Below are 14,244 nucleotides of genomic sequence, written 5' to 3' on the forward strand. Positions count from 1 at the left end.
CTGGTTACTGGCGTTGGCAACTACGAGCGTCCGAAATAGTTGCAGACGCCGTTTATTGCGCCTTGCACACAGTGCAGCGTCCCGAGCTGCGCGCGCAAGCCGGGGAGAGGTGAACCGTGTCACTGGACGACGACGCCGTCGAAGCCCGTGCGCAGGGCTGGCGGACGCTGGCCGCGCTCCACGCGCGGATCGAGGACGGGCTGCAGCGCGCGCTCGAGCGCGACCACCAGCTGTCGGTGAGCGAGTACACGGTGCTGGACGTGCTGGCCCGCCAGGACGGCTTCCACCTGCGGATGAACCAGCTCGCGAACGCCGTGGTGCTCAGCCAGTCGGCGACGACGCGGCTGGTCACGCGGCTGGAGGGCCGCGGGCTGCTGGCCCGCTACCTCTGCGCGGACGACCGCCGCGGCATCTACACGGAGGTGACGCCGGCGGGCCAGGCGCTGCTGACGGCGGCGCGGCCCACGCACGACACGGCGCTGGCGGAGGCATTGGGCGAGGCGGGGACCCTGCCGGAGCTGGCCCCGCTCGTCGCGGCTCTCGGCACACTGAGCTTCCCCGGGATCGCCTCGGCCTGAGCCGGACCTGCGCCAAGGCCTGGGCGCGGTGATCCCTGGCGCACGCTGCGTCGGCCGGCCTGGCTCAGGTTCGACGGATGATGTGCACTGAAGAGTGAACGGAAACACTCGATCGGGTACAGCGATGTAGATCATGTGGACATCTGCGCGCCCGGCGAACGCCCGCGGCGAGCGAGGTCCGGACCGCGGGTGGCCGGGGGCGGCGTGCGCGGTGCAGTGACCTGAACTGGGAGGAATCATGGGGAAGATCGGTGTCTGGCTGATCGGTGCCCGAGGATCGGTGGCCACCACGGCCCTCGCCGGGGCCGCCGCCATGCGGGCGGGACTGGCCGCGCGCACGGGCTGCGTGACCGAACTGCCGGACTTCGCCGGGGCCGAGCTGCCCGGCTTGGGGGATCTGGTCTTCGGAGGCCACGACGTGGTCGACACGCCGCTGGTCAAGCGGGCCGAGCACCTTGCGGCGGCCGGCGTGCTGCCGCCGGCGCTGCCCGGCGCCGTGGTGGCCGAGCTGAACGCGGCGGAGGCCCGGCTGCGCCCGGCGCCGTCCGGCAGCGGCCGCGCGGCGATCGACCGGATCGTCGCGGACCTGACCGAGTTCCGGGAGGGTCTGGACCACGTCGTCGTCCTCAACGTCGCCTCCACCGAACCGCCGTGCGCCCCGCACCCGGCGCACGCTTCCCTGGCCGCCCTCGACGCCGCGCTGGACGCGGGTGAGGACGTACTGCCCGCGAGCGCGCTGTACGCCTACGCCGCCTTCCGCGCCGGTTGTGGCTTTGTCGACTTCACCCCGTCCACCGGGGCGCGCCTGCCCGCGCTCGACGAGCTGGCCCGCACCACGGGACTGCCGTACGCGGGCCGCGACGGCAAGACCGGCGAGACGCTGCTGCGGTCGGTGCTCGCGCCGATGTTCGCCCAGCGCGGGCTGAACGTCCTGTCCTGGTCGGGCACGAACCTGCTCGGCGGCGGCGACGGCGCGACGCTCGCCGACCCCGGCGCCGCGTCGAGCAAGAACGCGTCCAAGCAGCAGGTGCTGTCGCGGAACCTCGGCCGTGACGTCGACGGCGAGGTGCACATCGACTACGTGCCGGCGCTCGGCGACTGGAAGACCGCCTGGGACCACGTGCTGTTCGAAGGGTTCCTCGGCGCGCGCATGACGCTCCAGCTCACCTGGCAGGGCTGCGACTCGGCGCTCGCCGCGCCGCTGGTGCTCGACCTCGCCCGGCTGACCGGCAAGGCGTGCCGCGACGGCGTGGCCGGCCCGGTGGCCGAGTTCGGGTTCTTCTTCAAGGATCCCGCCGGCGGCGGACCGCACGACCTGGCGTCGCAGTACGCGGCCCTGCGCGAGTGGGCGCACCGGTGAAGGCGCTCGTCGAACTCGTCCGCGCGCCCGCCGCGCTGACCGTGCCCGGCGACGCCGTCGCCGGGGCCGCGGCGTCGGGCTGGCCGTTCGGCCGCCGCACGCTCGCCCTGACCGGCGCTTCCGTCTGCATCTACTGGGCGGGCATGGCGCTCAACGACTACGCCGACCGTGACCTCGACGCGGTCGAACGACCGGAGCGGCCGATCCCGTCGGGCCGCGTCAAGCCGGGCACCGCGCTCGGCATCGCCACCGGGCTGACCGTCGGCGGGCTGGGCATCGCCGCGGCCGCCGGGGGCCAGCGGGCGCTGCGCGTCGCGCTGCCGCTGGCCGCGACCGTCTGGGCGTACGACTTCGTGCTCAAGAACACCGTGCTCGGCCCGGCCGCGATGGCCGCGGCCCGGACCCTCGACGTCCTGCTCGGGGCGGGCGGGGCGAAGCCCGCGCTGCCGGCGGCGCTGACGGTCGGGGCGCACACCTACGCGGTGACAACGCTGTCGCGGTCCGAAGTGAGCGGTGCGAAGCCCGCGTTGCCCGCGGCCACCCTGGCCGCGACGGTCGCCGTCCGCGTGGCCGGCGGCCGCGGTGGCCCGCTGGCTTCGGGGTTGCTGGGCGCGTACGCGCTGACGACCGGGCGGGCGCAGTACGACGCCGTCCGAGACCCCGCCGCACCGAACATCCGGCGTGCGGTCGGCGCCGGGATCCACGGCATGATCCCGCTGCAGGCCGGGCTGATCGCCCGGACCGGCGCGTGGCGCTCGGCGCTGGCCGTGGCCGCCGCGTTCCCGCTCGCGCGGGCGCTGAGCCGGAAGGTGTCGCCGACATGAGGTTCGGGTACGGCACCAACGGCTTCGCCAACCACCGGCTCGGGGACGCGCTGCGCGTGCTGGCCGACCTCGGGTACGACGGCGTCGCGCTCACCCTCGACCACCAGCACCTCGACCCCTTCGGGCCGGACCTCGCCCGCCGCGTCGCCGAAGTCGCCGCCGACCTGGACCGGCTCGGCCTCGGCGTGGTGGTCGAGACGGGCGCGCGGTTCCTGCTCGACCCGTGGCGCAAGCACTCGCCGACGTTCCTCGACGCCGATCGCGCCCGCCGCGTCGAGTTCCTGACCCGGGCCGTCGAGATCGCCGCCGACCTCGGGGCGGAGGCCGTGTCCTTCTGGAGCGGCAACAAACCCGCGGACCTCCCGGCCGAGGACGCCTGGGCGTACCTGGTCGACGGCTGCGCGGAGGTGCTCAAGGCCGCCGACGAGCACGACGTCGACCTCGGGTTCGAACCCGAGCCCGGGATGCTCGTCGAGGACCTCGACGGCTACTTCGAGCTGGCGCGGCGGCTCGGCGACCCGGAGCGGTTCGGGCTGACGCTGGACATCGGGCACTGCCGGTGCAACGAGTCCGCGTCCGTGCCGGACTGCGTCCGCCGCGCCCTGCCGCGGCTGGTCAACGTCCAGATCGACGACATGCGCCGCGGCACGCACGAACACCTCGAGTTCGGCCGGGGCGAGATCGACTTCCCGCCGGTGCTGGCCGCGCTCGCGCCGTACACCGGGCTCGTCGCCGTCGAGCTGCCGCGGGACAGCCACGCGGCCCCGCGGATCGCCCGTGAATCGCTGGAGTTCCTGCGCGCGGCGGTGGTCGCGTGACCGCCTGGCTCGAAGAAGCGCTGGCCAAGGTGGCCGCCGACGCGGCGGCGTTGCGCGCGGTGTTCCCCGCCGTCGGCCGCCGCTGCGGCCGGGGGCCGTCGGCCGTGCCGGGCTGGACGGTCGACGACGTGGCCCGCGTCCGGCTCCTGGAAGCGGCCACCGGTGCCGCGGCGGAGATGCCCGATCTCTACCGCTACGGCGACGCGGCGGAGAAGCGGGCCGTCCTCCGTGGACTGTCCTTCGTGGACACGGGGGATGCCGGGCGGGAGCTGGTCGCGGACGCCTTGCGCACCAACGACACCCGGCTCGTCGCCGCGGCGATGGGTGAGTACGCCGCGACGCACCTCGACGACGCCGCGTACCGCCACGGCGTCCTGAAGTGCGTCTTCATGGGGATCCCGCTGGCCGACGTGGCCGGCCTGGACCGCCGGACCGACGAGGAGCTGTTGCGCATGCTGCGGTCGTTCGCCGCCGAGCGCACCGCGGCCGGCCGCGAAGTCCCCGCCGATCTCGTCAAGCTGCTGAACGAACAGGACGGCTGATGCGCATCTTCGATCCCCACATCCACATGAGCTCCCGGACCACCGACGACTACGCGGCCATGCACGCCGCCGGGGTCCGGGCGCTCGTCGAACCGGCGTTCTGGCTGGGCCAGCCGCGCACCGGCGTCGGCAGCTTCACCGACTACTTCGACGCGCTCGTCGGCTGGGAGCCGTTCCGCGCGAGCCAGTTCGGCATCGCCCACCACTGCACGATCGCGCTCAACCCCAAGGAGGCCAACGACCCGCGCTGCACGCCGGTCCTCGACCTGCTGCCGCGGTACCTGGAGAAGGACGGCGTGGTCGCGGTCGGCGAGATCGGCTACGACTCGATGACCGCCGAAGAGGACACGGCGTTCGCCGCGCAGCTGGCCCTGGCGATCGACCACGACCTGCCCGCGCTCGTGCACACCCCGCACCGCGACAAGGCGGCCGGGACCGAGCGGAGCATCGCCGTCGTCCGCGAGTCGGGGATCGCGCCGGAACGCGTGGTGCTCGACCACCTCAACGAGCTGACCGTGCGGATGGTCAAGGAGTCCGGCTGCTGGCTCGGGTTCTCCATCTACCCGGACACGAAGATGGACGAGGACCGGATGGTCGCGATCCTGCGGGAGTACGGCACCGAGCGTGTCCTGGTGAACTCGGCGGCCGACTGGGGCAAGAGCGACCCGCTCAAGACGCGCAAGACCGGCGACGCGATGCTGGCCGCCGGCTTCACCGAGGACGACGTGGACCTGGTGCTGTGGCGCAACCCCGTGGCGTTCTACGGCCAGAGCGGACGGCTGGACCTCGAATCGGGCACCGCGGCCGCCGAGTTCGCGGGCAACTCGATCCTGCGAGGGCCGCGCAAGTGAGGTTCCGGCACCGTGACGGCACGCTCGTCCACCTCGCCTACTGCACGAACGTGCACCAAGCCGAGGACCTCGACGGCGTGCTCACCCAGCTGGCCCGCTTCGGCGAGCCGGTGCGGGAGCGCTTGGGCGTCGACCGGCTCGGGCTCGGCCTGTGGCTGGCCCGGCCGGTGGCTTCCGAACTGGTCGCCGACCCGGGCGCGGTGGCCCGGCTGCGCACCGAACTGACCGCCCGTGGCCTCGAGGTCGTGACGCTCAACGGGTTCCCCTACCAGGGGTTCCACGATCCCGTCGTCAAGCACAAGGTGTACCGGCCGGACTGGTCCACTCCCGAGCGGACCGCCTACACGCTGGACCTGGCCCGGCTGCTGGGCGAGCTGCTGCCGGACGACGCCGTGCGCGGCAGCGTGTCGACCCTGCCGCTCGGCTGGCGCACCGAATGGCGGGACGACCGCGGGCAGCTCGAAGTGCTCGCGGAGGGGCTGGCGAAGCAGGACCGTCCGGTGCGCGTGGCGTTCGAGCCCGAACCCGGTTGCGTCATCGAGACCACCGAGCAGGCCGCGGCCCTGTTGTCCGAAGTGGACAAGGACTGGCTGGGTGTCTGCCTGGACACCTGTCACCTCGCGGTCGGGTTCGAAGACCCGGCGGCGGCGCTGGGCCGCCTCGAAGCCGCCGGGCTCGACGTGGTCAAGCTCCAGGCGTCGGCGGCACTGGAGGCGGCGAACCCGGCCGACCCGGCGACGCGGCGAGCCCTGGAGTCCTTTGTGGAACCCCGGTTCCTGCATCAGAGCAACGAAGGTGCTCCGCCGGGCGCCGACGACCTCGACCTCGCGCTTGACGGTGGCCTCCCGGGCGAAGGGCCGTGGCGGGTGCACTTCCACGTGCCGCTGCACGCCGACCCGGCGCCGCCGCTGAGGTCGACCCGGCCGGTGCTGGCCGGGACCCTCGCCGAGCTGTTCGGCGGCGGCACCGCGCGCACCGACCACGTCGAGGTCGAGACCTACACCTGGCAGGTGCTCCCGGACGCACCCGCCGACGACGCCGGGCTGGTCGCGGGCATCGCGGCCGAGCTGGACTGGACCCGGCGAGAACTGATCACCCTGGGCTTGGAAGAGGTCTCCGCATGAGCTTGCTGGTACTCGACGTCGTCGGGCTGACCCCGCGGCTGCTCCCGCACATGCCGAACCTGCGCAAGATGGCCGAACCCGGCTTCACCGCGCAGCTGGACACCGTGTTCCCGGCGGTGACGTGTTCGGTGCAGTCGACGTTCCTGACCGGGCTCACCCCGGCCGGGCACGGCATCGTCGGCAACGGCTGGTACTTCCGCGAGCTCGGCGAGGTGTTCCTCTGGCGCCAGCACAACAAGCTGGTGCTGGGGGACAAGTTCTGGGACGCCGCCCGCCGCGCGCAGCCCGGCCACCGGGTCGCGAACGTCTGCTGGTGGTACGCGATGGGCGCGGACACCGACCTCACGGTGACCCCGCGGCCGATCTACCACGCCGACGGCAAGAAGTCCCCGGACGCCTACACCTACCCGCCGCAGCTGCACGACCGGCTGGTGGGGAACCTCGGCGAATTCCCGCTGTTCACCTACTGGGGCCCGACGGCGTCGATCGCCTCGTCGAAGTGGATCATCGCCGCGGCGCAGCAGGTCATGACCCAGGACCGGCCGGACACCACGCTCGTCTACCTTCCCCACCTGGACTACGACCTGCAGCGCTTCGGCCCCGACGCGCCCCAGGCCGCGGCCGCCGCGCGCGAGGTCGACACCGCGCTGAAGCCGTTGCTGGACTTCGCGGCCGCGGGCGGGCACACCGTCGTCGCGCTGTCGGAGTACGGCATCACGAACGCGAACCGGCCGGTCGGCATCAACCGGGCCCTGCGTCGCGAAGGCCTGCTGAACGTGTACGTCCAGGCGGGCATGGAGTACCTGGACCCGTGGACGTCCCGGGCGTTCGCGGTGGCCGACCACCAGGTCGCGCACGTCTACGTCGCCGACCCGGCCGACCTCCCGCGGGTGCGGGACATCGTGGCGGGACTGTCCGGTGTGGACGTCGTGCTGGACCGGGCGGGGCAGGCCGGGTGGGGGATCGACCACGAGCGGGCCGGCGAGCTGGTCGCCGTCGCCGAGCCGGACGCCTGGTTCACCTACTACTACTGGCTGAGCGACGACCGCGCGCCGGACTTCGCGAAGACCGTCGAGATCCACCGCAAGCCCGGCTACGACCCGGCCGAGCTGTTCTTCGACCCGAACGATCCGATGGTGAAGCTGAAGGCGGCGGCCGCGCTGGCCCGCAAGAAGCTCGGCCTCCGGTATTCGATGCAGGTCGTCCCGCTCGATCCCGCGCCGGTGCGCGGCAGCCACGGCCGGCTGCCCGATTCGGCCGAGGACGGGCCGGTGTTCCTGTGCTCGGACCCGGCGTTCGCGCGCGAGAAGGTCCACGCCACCGAAGTCAAGGACCTGCTGCTGGCGGCCGCCATTCCCGTCGAGTGAGGAGGTCACCGGTGCGGGTGCTGGTGTTTTCCAAGACGGCCGGGTACCGGCACGACTCGATTCCGGCGGGAATCCGGGCGATCCGGGACCTGGGCGCGGTGCACGGTTTCGACGTCACGGCCACCGAGGACGCGTCGGCGGTCACGGCCTCCTCTGACGCGGTGGTGTTCCTGTCGACCAGCGGTGAAGTCCTGGACGCGGCGCAGCAGGCGACGTTCGAGTCCTATGTAGAGGGCGGTGGCGGTTACGTCGGCATCCACGCGGCCGCCGACACGGGGTACGAGTGGCCGTGGTACGGACAGCTGGTGGGAGCCTGGTTCAAGACCCACCCGGCGATCCAGCAGGCTCGTTTCGTGACCGAGGACAGCACGCACCCGGCGACGGCCCATCTGCCGCCGGTGTGGACCCGGACCGACGAGCTGTACGACTTCCGCGCCAACCCGCGGGGCCGCGTGCGCGTGCTGCAGACGCTGGACGAGTCCAGTTACGCCGGTGGCGGGATGGGGGCGGACCACCCCATCACGTGGTGTCACCCGCAGGGCCGCGGCCGGGCGTTCTACACCGGACTCGGCCACACGACCGAGTCATACGCCGACCCGGCTTTCCGTGCGCTCCTCCTGGGCGCGATCCGCTACGCCGCGGGGCTGCTGCCCGCGGCGTAGCGGTTGACCGCCGGTCAGCGGACGCCGAGGAGGTGCTCCAGGGCCAGCTGGTTGAGCCGCGTGAAGTGGTAGCCGCGCGCGGCCGCCGCGTCGAGGTCGAAGTCGTCCTTCAGGACGTCGTCGAACGTCTCGCCCGGGGCCAGCGTCGGCGTCGAGAGGTCCGGCACCCGCGACGCCGCCAGGGCCTCGGTGACCTCGGGGTCCTCGCGGAACTTCCGCGCCTTCTCCTTGAGGATCAGGTACGTCCGCATGTTCGCTGCCGCCGACACCCACACGTCCGACGGGTCCTCGGTGCGCAGCGGCTTGTAGTCGAAGTGCCGCGGCCCCTCGTAGCCGCCGTTCTCCAGCAGGTCGACCAGGAAGAACGCGCTCTTCAGGTCGCCGTGGCCGAAGATCAGGTCCTGGTCGTACTTCGGGCCGTGCTGGCCGTTGAGGTCGATGTGGAACAGCTTGCCCTGCCACAGCGCCTGGGAGATGCCGTGCACGAAGTTGAGCCCGGCCATCTGCTCGTGCCCGACCTCCGGGTTGAGCCCGAACATCTCCGGCCGCGCGAGCTGCGAGATGAAGCCCAGCGCGTGCCCGATCGTCGGCAGCAGGATGTCGCCGCGCGGCTCGTTCGGCTTCGGCTCCAGCGCGAACCGCAGCGAGTAGCCCTTCTCGACGACGTAGTCGGCGAGCAGGTCCAAGCCCTCCTTGTAGCGGGCCAAGGCCGCCCGGACGTCCTTCGCGGCGTCCGATTCCGCGCCTTCGCGGCCGCCCCACACGACGTAGGTCTCGGCGCCGAGTTCGGCCGCGAGGTCGATGTTCCGGCGCACCTTCCGCAGCGCGTACCGCCGGACGTCGCGGTCGTTGCTGGTCAGGCCGCCGTCCTTGAACACCGGGTGGGTGAACAGGTTCGTCGTCGCCATCGGCACCTTCAGGCCGGTCTCGGCCAGCGCCTTGCGGAACCGCTCGATCGCCTTGTCGCGGTCCGGCTCGGTGGCCAGCAGGTCGTCGTCGTGGAAGGTCACGCCGTAGGCGCCCAGCTCCGCGAGCCGGTGCACGCTCTCGACCGGGTCGAGCGGCGCCCGCGTCGCGACCCCGAACGGGTCGTTCGCCGGCCAGCCCACGGTCCAGAGGCCGAAGGTGAACTTGTCGGCCGGCTGGGGAGCGTAGTCGCTCATGACTGTCCCTTCATTTAGTTCACGTTGTAGACTAAATATGCGCCGCGGGGGTCCCCGGCGTCAAGGGGCCGGGTTACAGTGCTTCGCGGGAGGACACGATGACGCAGGCCGTGCGGCACGAGGAGATGCGCGCCCGCAACCTCGAGGTCGTACTGGGCGCCGTCAGCCGCGGCGGTCCGCTCACCCGGGCCGCGCTCGCCGAGGTCACCGGCCTGACCAAGTCGACCGTGAGCAAGCTCGTCGGCGACCTGGTGGACGCGGGCCTGCTCGCCGAGACCGGCCCCGCGCGGGCGGGCGAACGCGGCCGGCCGGGGGTGGACGTCGTGCTCAGCGGGGCGCGCGTGGCGTCGCTGGGGCTGGAAATCAACGTCGACTACCTCGCGGTGCGCGTGCTCGACCTCACCGGCGAGGTCCGGTTCGCCGCCCGCCGCGAACGCGACAACCGTGGCTCGCGGCCGAAGAAGGTGCTGGGCGAGCTGCAGGACCTGGCCACCGACGCGCTCACCGAGGCCCACCGGCTGGGGCTGGAGGCGGCGGGCGCGGTGCTGGCGGTGTCCGGCCCGGTCGGCGACGGCGTGCTGTTCAGCGCCCCCCACCTCGGCTGGCAGGACGTCCGCGCGGCCGAGCTGCTGCGGCTGCCGGTCCCGGTCGAGCTCGACAACGAAGCGAACCTCGCCGCCCTTGGCGAGCTCTGGTACGGCGACGGCGAGCGCGACTTCCTCTACGTGTCCGGCGAAATCGGCATCGGCGCCGGCCTGGTCGTGAACGGCGTGCTGTACTCCGGCGCGACCGGCCTGGCCGGCGAGCTGGGGCACGTGGTCGTGGCCCCGGAGGGGGCGCCGTGCCGCTGCGGCGGCAGCGGCTGCCTGGAAACCTACGCCGGGCAGGAAGCACTGCTGACGGCCGGGAACGCGGCTTCGGTGCCGGCCTTGCTGAGCGCCCTCGAGCGCGGTGACGAGACGGCGCTGGCGGCGTGCGCGGCGGCCGGGCGCGCCCTCGGCATCGCCCTGACGTCGGCGGTGAACCTCCTGGACCTCGACCGCATCGTGCTGGGCGGGGTCTTCACGCAGCTGTACCCGTGGTTGTCCGGGCCGGTGTCGGAGGTGCTGGCCACCCGTCTCGGCGGCCTGCGCGGCACGCCCCCGGTCCTGAGCGCCTCCCGCCTCGGCGGCGACGCGGCGACCCTCGGCGCGGCCGGCCGGGTCATCCACCGCGTCCTGGCCGACCCGGCACCGTTCCTCACCCGGGCTCAGGAAGCGTGAAGGCCGCCCCGGGGAATCCTCGAGGCGGCCTTCACGGACTTGCGAACTAGCTCACCGCGTTGATCAGCACCAGCGAGGAGCCGACCGTGACACCGGCGTCGGTCTGCACGGTCAGCTGACCGCGCAGGGTCCGGCCCGCGCCCGGGACGGCGGTGGCCGTGACCGTCGCCGGCACCGTCCACGAGCTGCCCGACGCCCGCAGCGCGTTCGCGTCGGTCACCGCGACCGAACCGAACGCCGGGTTGGTGAACACGTCGAGGTAGTCGTACTCCGTGGTGCCGCCCGGCACCGCGTAGCCGTCGACCAGCGCGACCCACGTGCCCGCGGCCGGGTTGGCCACGGTCACCGACTCCTCGGAGTCACCGTCCGCGCTGACCGCCGCCTGCACGCAGGACCCGGAGGTGCAGTTGTACAGCACCAGGTCGAGGTCGGCGCCCACGTCGGACGTCTTGCCGATGGTGACCGTCAGCGCCGTCGAGCCCGCCGTCACCGGGATCTGGTACTGCTGCTGCGTGCCCTCGGCGATGGACGGCCGCTGCGTCTTCGCGCTGCCCAGCGTGGCCCCGGTGAGCTTGCCGGTGAACGCGCCGAGCGTGTTCTGCACGGTGTAGGACCGCGAGATCGGCGTGTTCAGCGTGGCCGAGGCGATGGTGTCCGGGTTCGGCGAGATCGCCGTGCCCAGCACCGCGGCCGACAGCTTGTACGGCGCTTCGGCCACATCGGACGTCCGGCGCGCTTCGACGACGATCTCCCACACGCCCGGCAGCGGGTTGGCGATGGTCCGGCTGGTCGGCGTGCCGCCGGCGCAGCCCGCACCCGCGTCGGGCAGGTAGCAGGCGGTCGTCGCGGTGCTGGCCTCGGCCGGGACACCGGTCGGGTCGTACCGCAGGAACCGCACCTGGCCCTTGCCCGGGGCGCCGCCGCCGGCGTCCAGGTCCACCTTCAGCGCGCTGGCGCCCTGCGGCACCCGCACGAAGTAGCTGGTCGCCTGGTTGCGGGCGGCCTTGCCCGCGACGTCGACCTGGAAGCCCTTGCCCGCGACGAACTCCTGCGGCGCGAAGACCGTGTTGAGGGTCTGCACGTCGATGCCGATGGTCAGCGGGTTGTCCAGGTAGAGCAGGGCCGAGTGGACCCCGGTGCTCTTCGGGTTCACCTGGACGTCGAACTTCACCGGGGTGTTCAGCGGCAGCGCCACCGTGGCGCCCGAGGAGAACGTGCCGTCGTTGCCGACCCACCGCACGAAGTACGGCACCGGGTGCGCCGAACCCGTGGTGCGGGTGATCGTGTAGGTCCGGGTGTACGCCTTGCCCGTGGTCACGCCCTCGCGGTCGTGGATGCCCACGCCCGTGTTCGGCGTGGCCAGCAGCCCGGACTGGACGGTGTGCACCTCGACCGACGTCGAGACGGCGTCCGGCTTCGGGTTCAGCGAAAGCGCGACGAACGCGGCGGGGACGTTGAACAGGCCCGCGCCCTGGGCGTACGCGCCGATGCCCGGCACGAACCGCGCGGTCGACTTGATGGCCGCACGCAGCTGCGCGACCGGCGGCCGCTGGCCCTTGTGCGTGGCCTTGTACGCGCTCACCAGCAGCGCCGCCGCGCCGGTCGCCTGCGGCGCCGCCATCGACGTGCCCTGCAGCATCGCGTAGCCGGCCGGCAGGGGGTACGTGCCGGCCACCGGGCTCGGTGCCTCCCACCGCGGGACGGTGGCGATCGCCGCGCCGGGCGCGATGATGTCCGGCTTGAAGCCGCCGTCTTCCCGCGGGCCGCGCGAGGAGAACGGGTGCATCGACTCGGGGTTCTTGGTGACCGAGCCGTAGTTCGACAGCCAGGTCTCCTTGGTGATGTACGAGCCGACCGAGATCGCGTCCGTGGCCACCGACGGGTCGCCGACGGTGTTCGCCCCGGCGCCGCTGTTGCCCGCCGAGATGAAGATCTGGACGTTGTACTCGGCGATCGTGCGGTTGTAGAGCTCCGCGCGGGCGTTGTTGCCGTCGTTGAGGGCCGGCAGGCCGCCGATCGAGATGTTGATGACGTCGGCGCCGTGGCTGGCGGCGTAAACGACACCGTCGACCAGGCCGGACGAGGTGCAGCCGGCACTGGTCAGGCAGACCTTGACGGCCAGGACCTTCGCGCCCGGGGCCGCGCCGTCCATCTTGCCGCCGAACAGGTCGTTGCCGGCGGCGATGCCGGCGACGTGCGAACCGTGCTCCGCACCGGCGATGCCGATGCCGACGTAACCCGCCTTGTCGGTCTGGACCACGAAGGCCATCCGCTCGGCGATGTCGGTCGCCGGGTTGTCGGTGCCGAAGAAGCCGACGTCGTACTTCTTGTTGTAGTCGGTCATCGGCTTTTCGTCGGCGAAGTCGCCGTTGCCGTTGAGGTCGACCCGGACCTCCTTGGTGGCGGGGTTCAGCAGCACGCCCCAGGAGTCGGCGCGGTCGCCGTCGCGGTTGATGTCACCGCCGGTCTCGCTGTCGGCGGCGCCCAGGTCGCCCGCGGTTTCGCCGAACACGCCGAACGTGAACGGGCCGCCGGTCGCCGGGGCCGTCCAGGTCTTGCCGTTCGCCGTGAACGTGCCGGTGTAGGTCTGGGTGGACTGCTTGACCCAGGTGCCGTCGCCGGAGTTGGTGGCGTTGGCGTTGTACCAGTCGACGATCTTGCGTTCGCCGTGGCTGGTGGTGGCCAGCGCGGGGGAGTCGAGGTCGACGCCGGAGTCGAGCACCGCGACCGTGGTGTCCTTGCCGTCCCAGTTGGGCAGGACCTGGCCGAACTGCGCGGCGTAGGTGTCCCCGGTCGGCAGGTACGGGTTGACGCGCGGGGTGTCCTTGCCCGGGGCGGGCTGCGGCGCCGGGGCCTGCGCGCCGTCGGGCTTCGGGTCGTCGCGCACGATGAGCCCGTCGACGTCGACGGCGTTCACCGACTTGAGCTTCGCCGCCTTCTCGGCCTTGCCGGTCGGGATGCTGACCTTGACGTAGTCGAGCTTGGTGTCGGTGGACTGGACGACCCCGCCGAGGGCCTTGAGCTCGGTCACGGCGGTGCCGGTCTGCCCCTTTTCCGCGGCGATCAGCAGCGTGACGTCCGGCTTCCCGGCCTTCTCGGCTTCGGCGACGAGCGCGCGGTCGTGCTCGTCGAGGGTCTTGCCGTCGGCCGCGCCGTTGGTCGGCGGGGCTTGCTGGGCGGAGGCCACCGGGACGGCCACGCCGAGGACGGAGGCGCCGAGCGCGGTGGCGAGGATGGTGATCCCGGCCCGCCGTCTCCAGCGCGATCTGTGCTGTTCCACTGAAACGACCCTTCGTGAAGATGTGCGTCCGAGCAGTACACAGGGTGGAATCTGCGGCAGCAATCAGACAGTTAGCCCATAGACCGCAATTGGTTGCGAGCCAAATGGCCTAATCGGCTCGGCGGTTGAGCGGTCACCGGAAGCGGCGTCTTCGTGTGAAAGCGCCGCCATCCGGCTCTTCACCGAACGCGCCGGCTGCTGCTGTGGCGCTACCTCGGCCGGGCCATGATCGACGGCTTCGAGGCCTGCTTCCGCGCGGCGGGCCACGTGCTGACCCACCCGCCCGCCGCGCCCGAGCTCCTCCAAAAGGCGCGCGCGGCTTTGTCCGAAATGGACAGTGAACTCCAGGGGCGACGTCGGCCGGAGCGATCACCGCCGACGGCCTCACCCAGGCGTTCCTCGGTCGGCTGAAG

Annotated in this window: 12 protein-coding genes; 10 read left to right on the forward strand and 2 right to left on the reverse strand. The window is 72.4% G+C overall.

Translation table 11 applies throughout. The features are described from left to right. The first annotated feature begins 116 nt into the window (after positions 1 to 116). The 9 genes from AB0M80_RS14520 to AB0M80_RS14560 all read left to right on the forward strand — a co-directional run bounded on the left by AB0M80_RS14520 (position 117) and on the right by AB0M80_RS14560 (position 8,126). Positions 117 to 578, forward strand: a complete 462-nt coding sequence (locus AB0M80_RS14520; RefSeq protein ID WP_364563876.1) for a MarR family transcriptional regulator — start codon at positions 117 to 119, stop codon at positions 576 to 578. 238 nt (positions 579 to 816) lie between these two features. Further along, a complete protein-coding gene (locus tag AB0M80_RS14525) occupies positions 817 to 1,938 on the forward strand; it encodes an inositol-3-phosphate synthase (RefSeq protein ID WP_364563879.1) in 1,122 nt (373 codons plus the stop codon). After that, positions 1,935 to 2,762, forward strand: a complete 828-nt coding sequence (locus AB0M80_RS14530; RefSeq protein WP_364564769.1) for an SCO3242 family prenyltransferase — start codon at positions 1,935 to 1,937, stop codon at positions 2,760 to 2,762. The genes AB0M80_RS14525 and AB0M80_RS14530 overlap by 4 nt, the downstream gene beginning before the upstream one ends. Continuing rightward, positions 2,759 to 3,580 (forward strand): sugar phosphate isomerase/epimerase family protein, encoded by an 822-nt coding sequence (locus tag AB0M80_RS14535; protein ID WP_364563882.1) that lies wholly within the window; start codon positions 2,759 to 2,761, stop codon positions 3,578 to 3,580. The genes AB0M80_RS14530 and AB0M80_RS14535 overlap by 4 nt, the downstream gene beginning before the upstream one ends. Then, entirely contained in the window at positions 3,577 to 4,122 is a 546-nt protein-coding gene (locus AB0M80_RS14540) for an EboA domain-containing protein (protein ID WP_364563885.1), read from the forward strand. Before AB0M80_RS14535 ends, AB0M80_RS14540 begins: the two co-directional genes overlap by 4 nt. Next, entirely contained in the window at positions 4,122 to 4,973 is an 852-nt protein-coding gene (locus AB0M80_RS14545; RefSeq protein WP_364563888.1) for a TatD family hydrolase, read from the forward strand. The genes AB0M80_RS14540 and AB0M80_RS14545 overlap by 1 nt, the downstream gene beginning before the upstream one ends. Next, complete coding sequence (gene eboE / locus AB0M80_RS14550; RefSeq protein ID WP_364563891.1) at positions 4,970 to 6,097, forward strand: metabolite traffic protein EboE; 1,128 nt, start codon at positions 4,970 to 4,972, stop codon at positions 6,095 to 6,097. The genes AB0M80_RS14545 and eboE overlap by 4 nt, the downstream gene beginning before the upstream one ends. Continuing rightward, positions 6,094 to 7,464 carry a nucleotide pyrophosphatase/phosphodiesterase family protein gene (locus AB0M80_RS14555; RefSeq protein ID WP_364563893.1) on the forward strand — a complete coding sequence of 457 codons (1,371 nt, stop codon included), beginning with the start codon at positions 6,094 to 6,096 and terminating at the stop codon, positions 7,462 to 7,464. The genes eboE and AB0M80_RS14555 overlap by 4 nt, the downstream gene beginning before the upstream one ends. An 11-nt stretch (positions 7,465 to 7,475) precedes the next feature. Then, positions 7,476 to 8,126: a ThuA domain-containing protein gene (locus tag AB0M80_RS14560; protein ID WP_364563896.1), complete on the forward strand. Its 651-nt coding sequence runs from the start codon at positions 7,476 to 7,478 to the stop codon at positions 8,124 to 8,126. A 14-nt stretch (positions 8,127 to 8,140) separates the two neighbouring features. Here AB0M80_RS14560 and xylA read toward each other — a convergent pair whose 3' ends face one another. Further along, positions 8,141 to 9,289, reverse strand: coding sequence for a xylose isomerase (gene xylA / locus AB0M80_RS14565; protein ID WP_364563898.1), 1,149 nt, complete (start codon positions 9,287 to 9,289; stop codon positions 8,141 to 8,143). Between the two features lie 98 nt (positions 9,290 to 9,387). On the opposite strand from xylA, the gene AB0M80_RS14570 reads away from it, so the two are divergent. Then, positions 9,388 to 10,551: an ROK family transcriptional regulator gene (locus tag AB0M80_RS14570; protein ID WP_364563900.1), complete on the forward strand. Its 1,164-nt coding sequence runs from the start codon at positions 9,388 to 9,390 to the stop codon at positions 10,549 to 10,551. Between the two features lie 46 nt (positions 10,552 to 10,597). Here AB0M80_RS14570 and AB0M80_RS14575 read toward each other — a convergent pair whose 3' ends face one another. Then, positions 10,598 to 13,831 (reverse strand): S8 family serine peptidase, encoded by a 3,234-nt coding sequence (locus AB0M80_RS14575; RefSeq protein WP_364563903.1) that lies wholly within the window; start codon positions 13,829 to 13,831, stop codon positions 10,598 to 10,600. Positions 13,832 to 14,244 lie beyond the last annotated feature (413 nt).

The sequence above is a fragment of the Amycolatopsis sp. NPDC051045 genome, from assembly GCF_040682955.1.
Lineage (GTDB): Bacteria > Actinomycetota > Actinomycetes > Mycobacteriales > Pseudonocardiaceae > Amycolatopsis.

Coding starts and splice junctions, on each gene's coding strand:
- AB0M80_RS14525 (WP_364563879.1), top strand. CDS start 817: ATGGGGAAGATCGGTGTCTGGCTGATCGGTGCCCGAGGATCGGTGGCC.
- AB0M80_RS14535 (WP_364563882.1), top strand. CDS start 2,759: ATGAGGTTCGGGTACGGCACCAACGGCTTCGCCAACCACCGGCTCGGG.
- AB0M80_RS14545 (WP_364563888.1), top strand. CDS start 4,122: ATGCGCATCTTCGATCCCCACATCCACATGAGCTCCCGGACCACCGAC.
- AB0M80_RS14555 (WP_364563893.1), top strand. CDS start 6,094: ATGAGCTTGCTGGTACTCGACGTCGTCGGGCTGACCCCGCGGCTGCTC.
- xylA (WP_364563898.1), bottom strand. CDS start 9,289: ATGAGCGACTACGCTCCCCAGCCGGCCGACAAGTTCACCTTCGGCCTC.
- AB0M80_RS14570 (WP_364563900.1), top strand. CDS start 9,388: ATGACGCAGGCCGTGCGGCACGAGGAGATGCGCGCCCGCAACCTCGAG.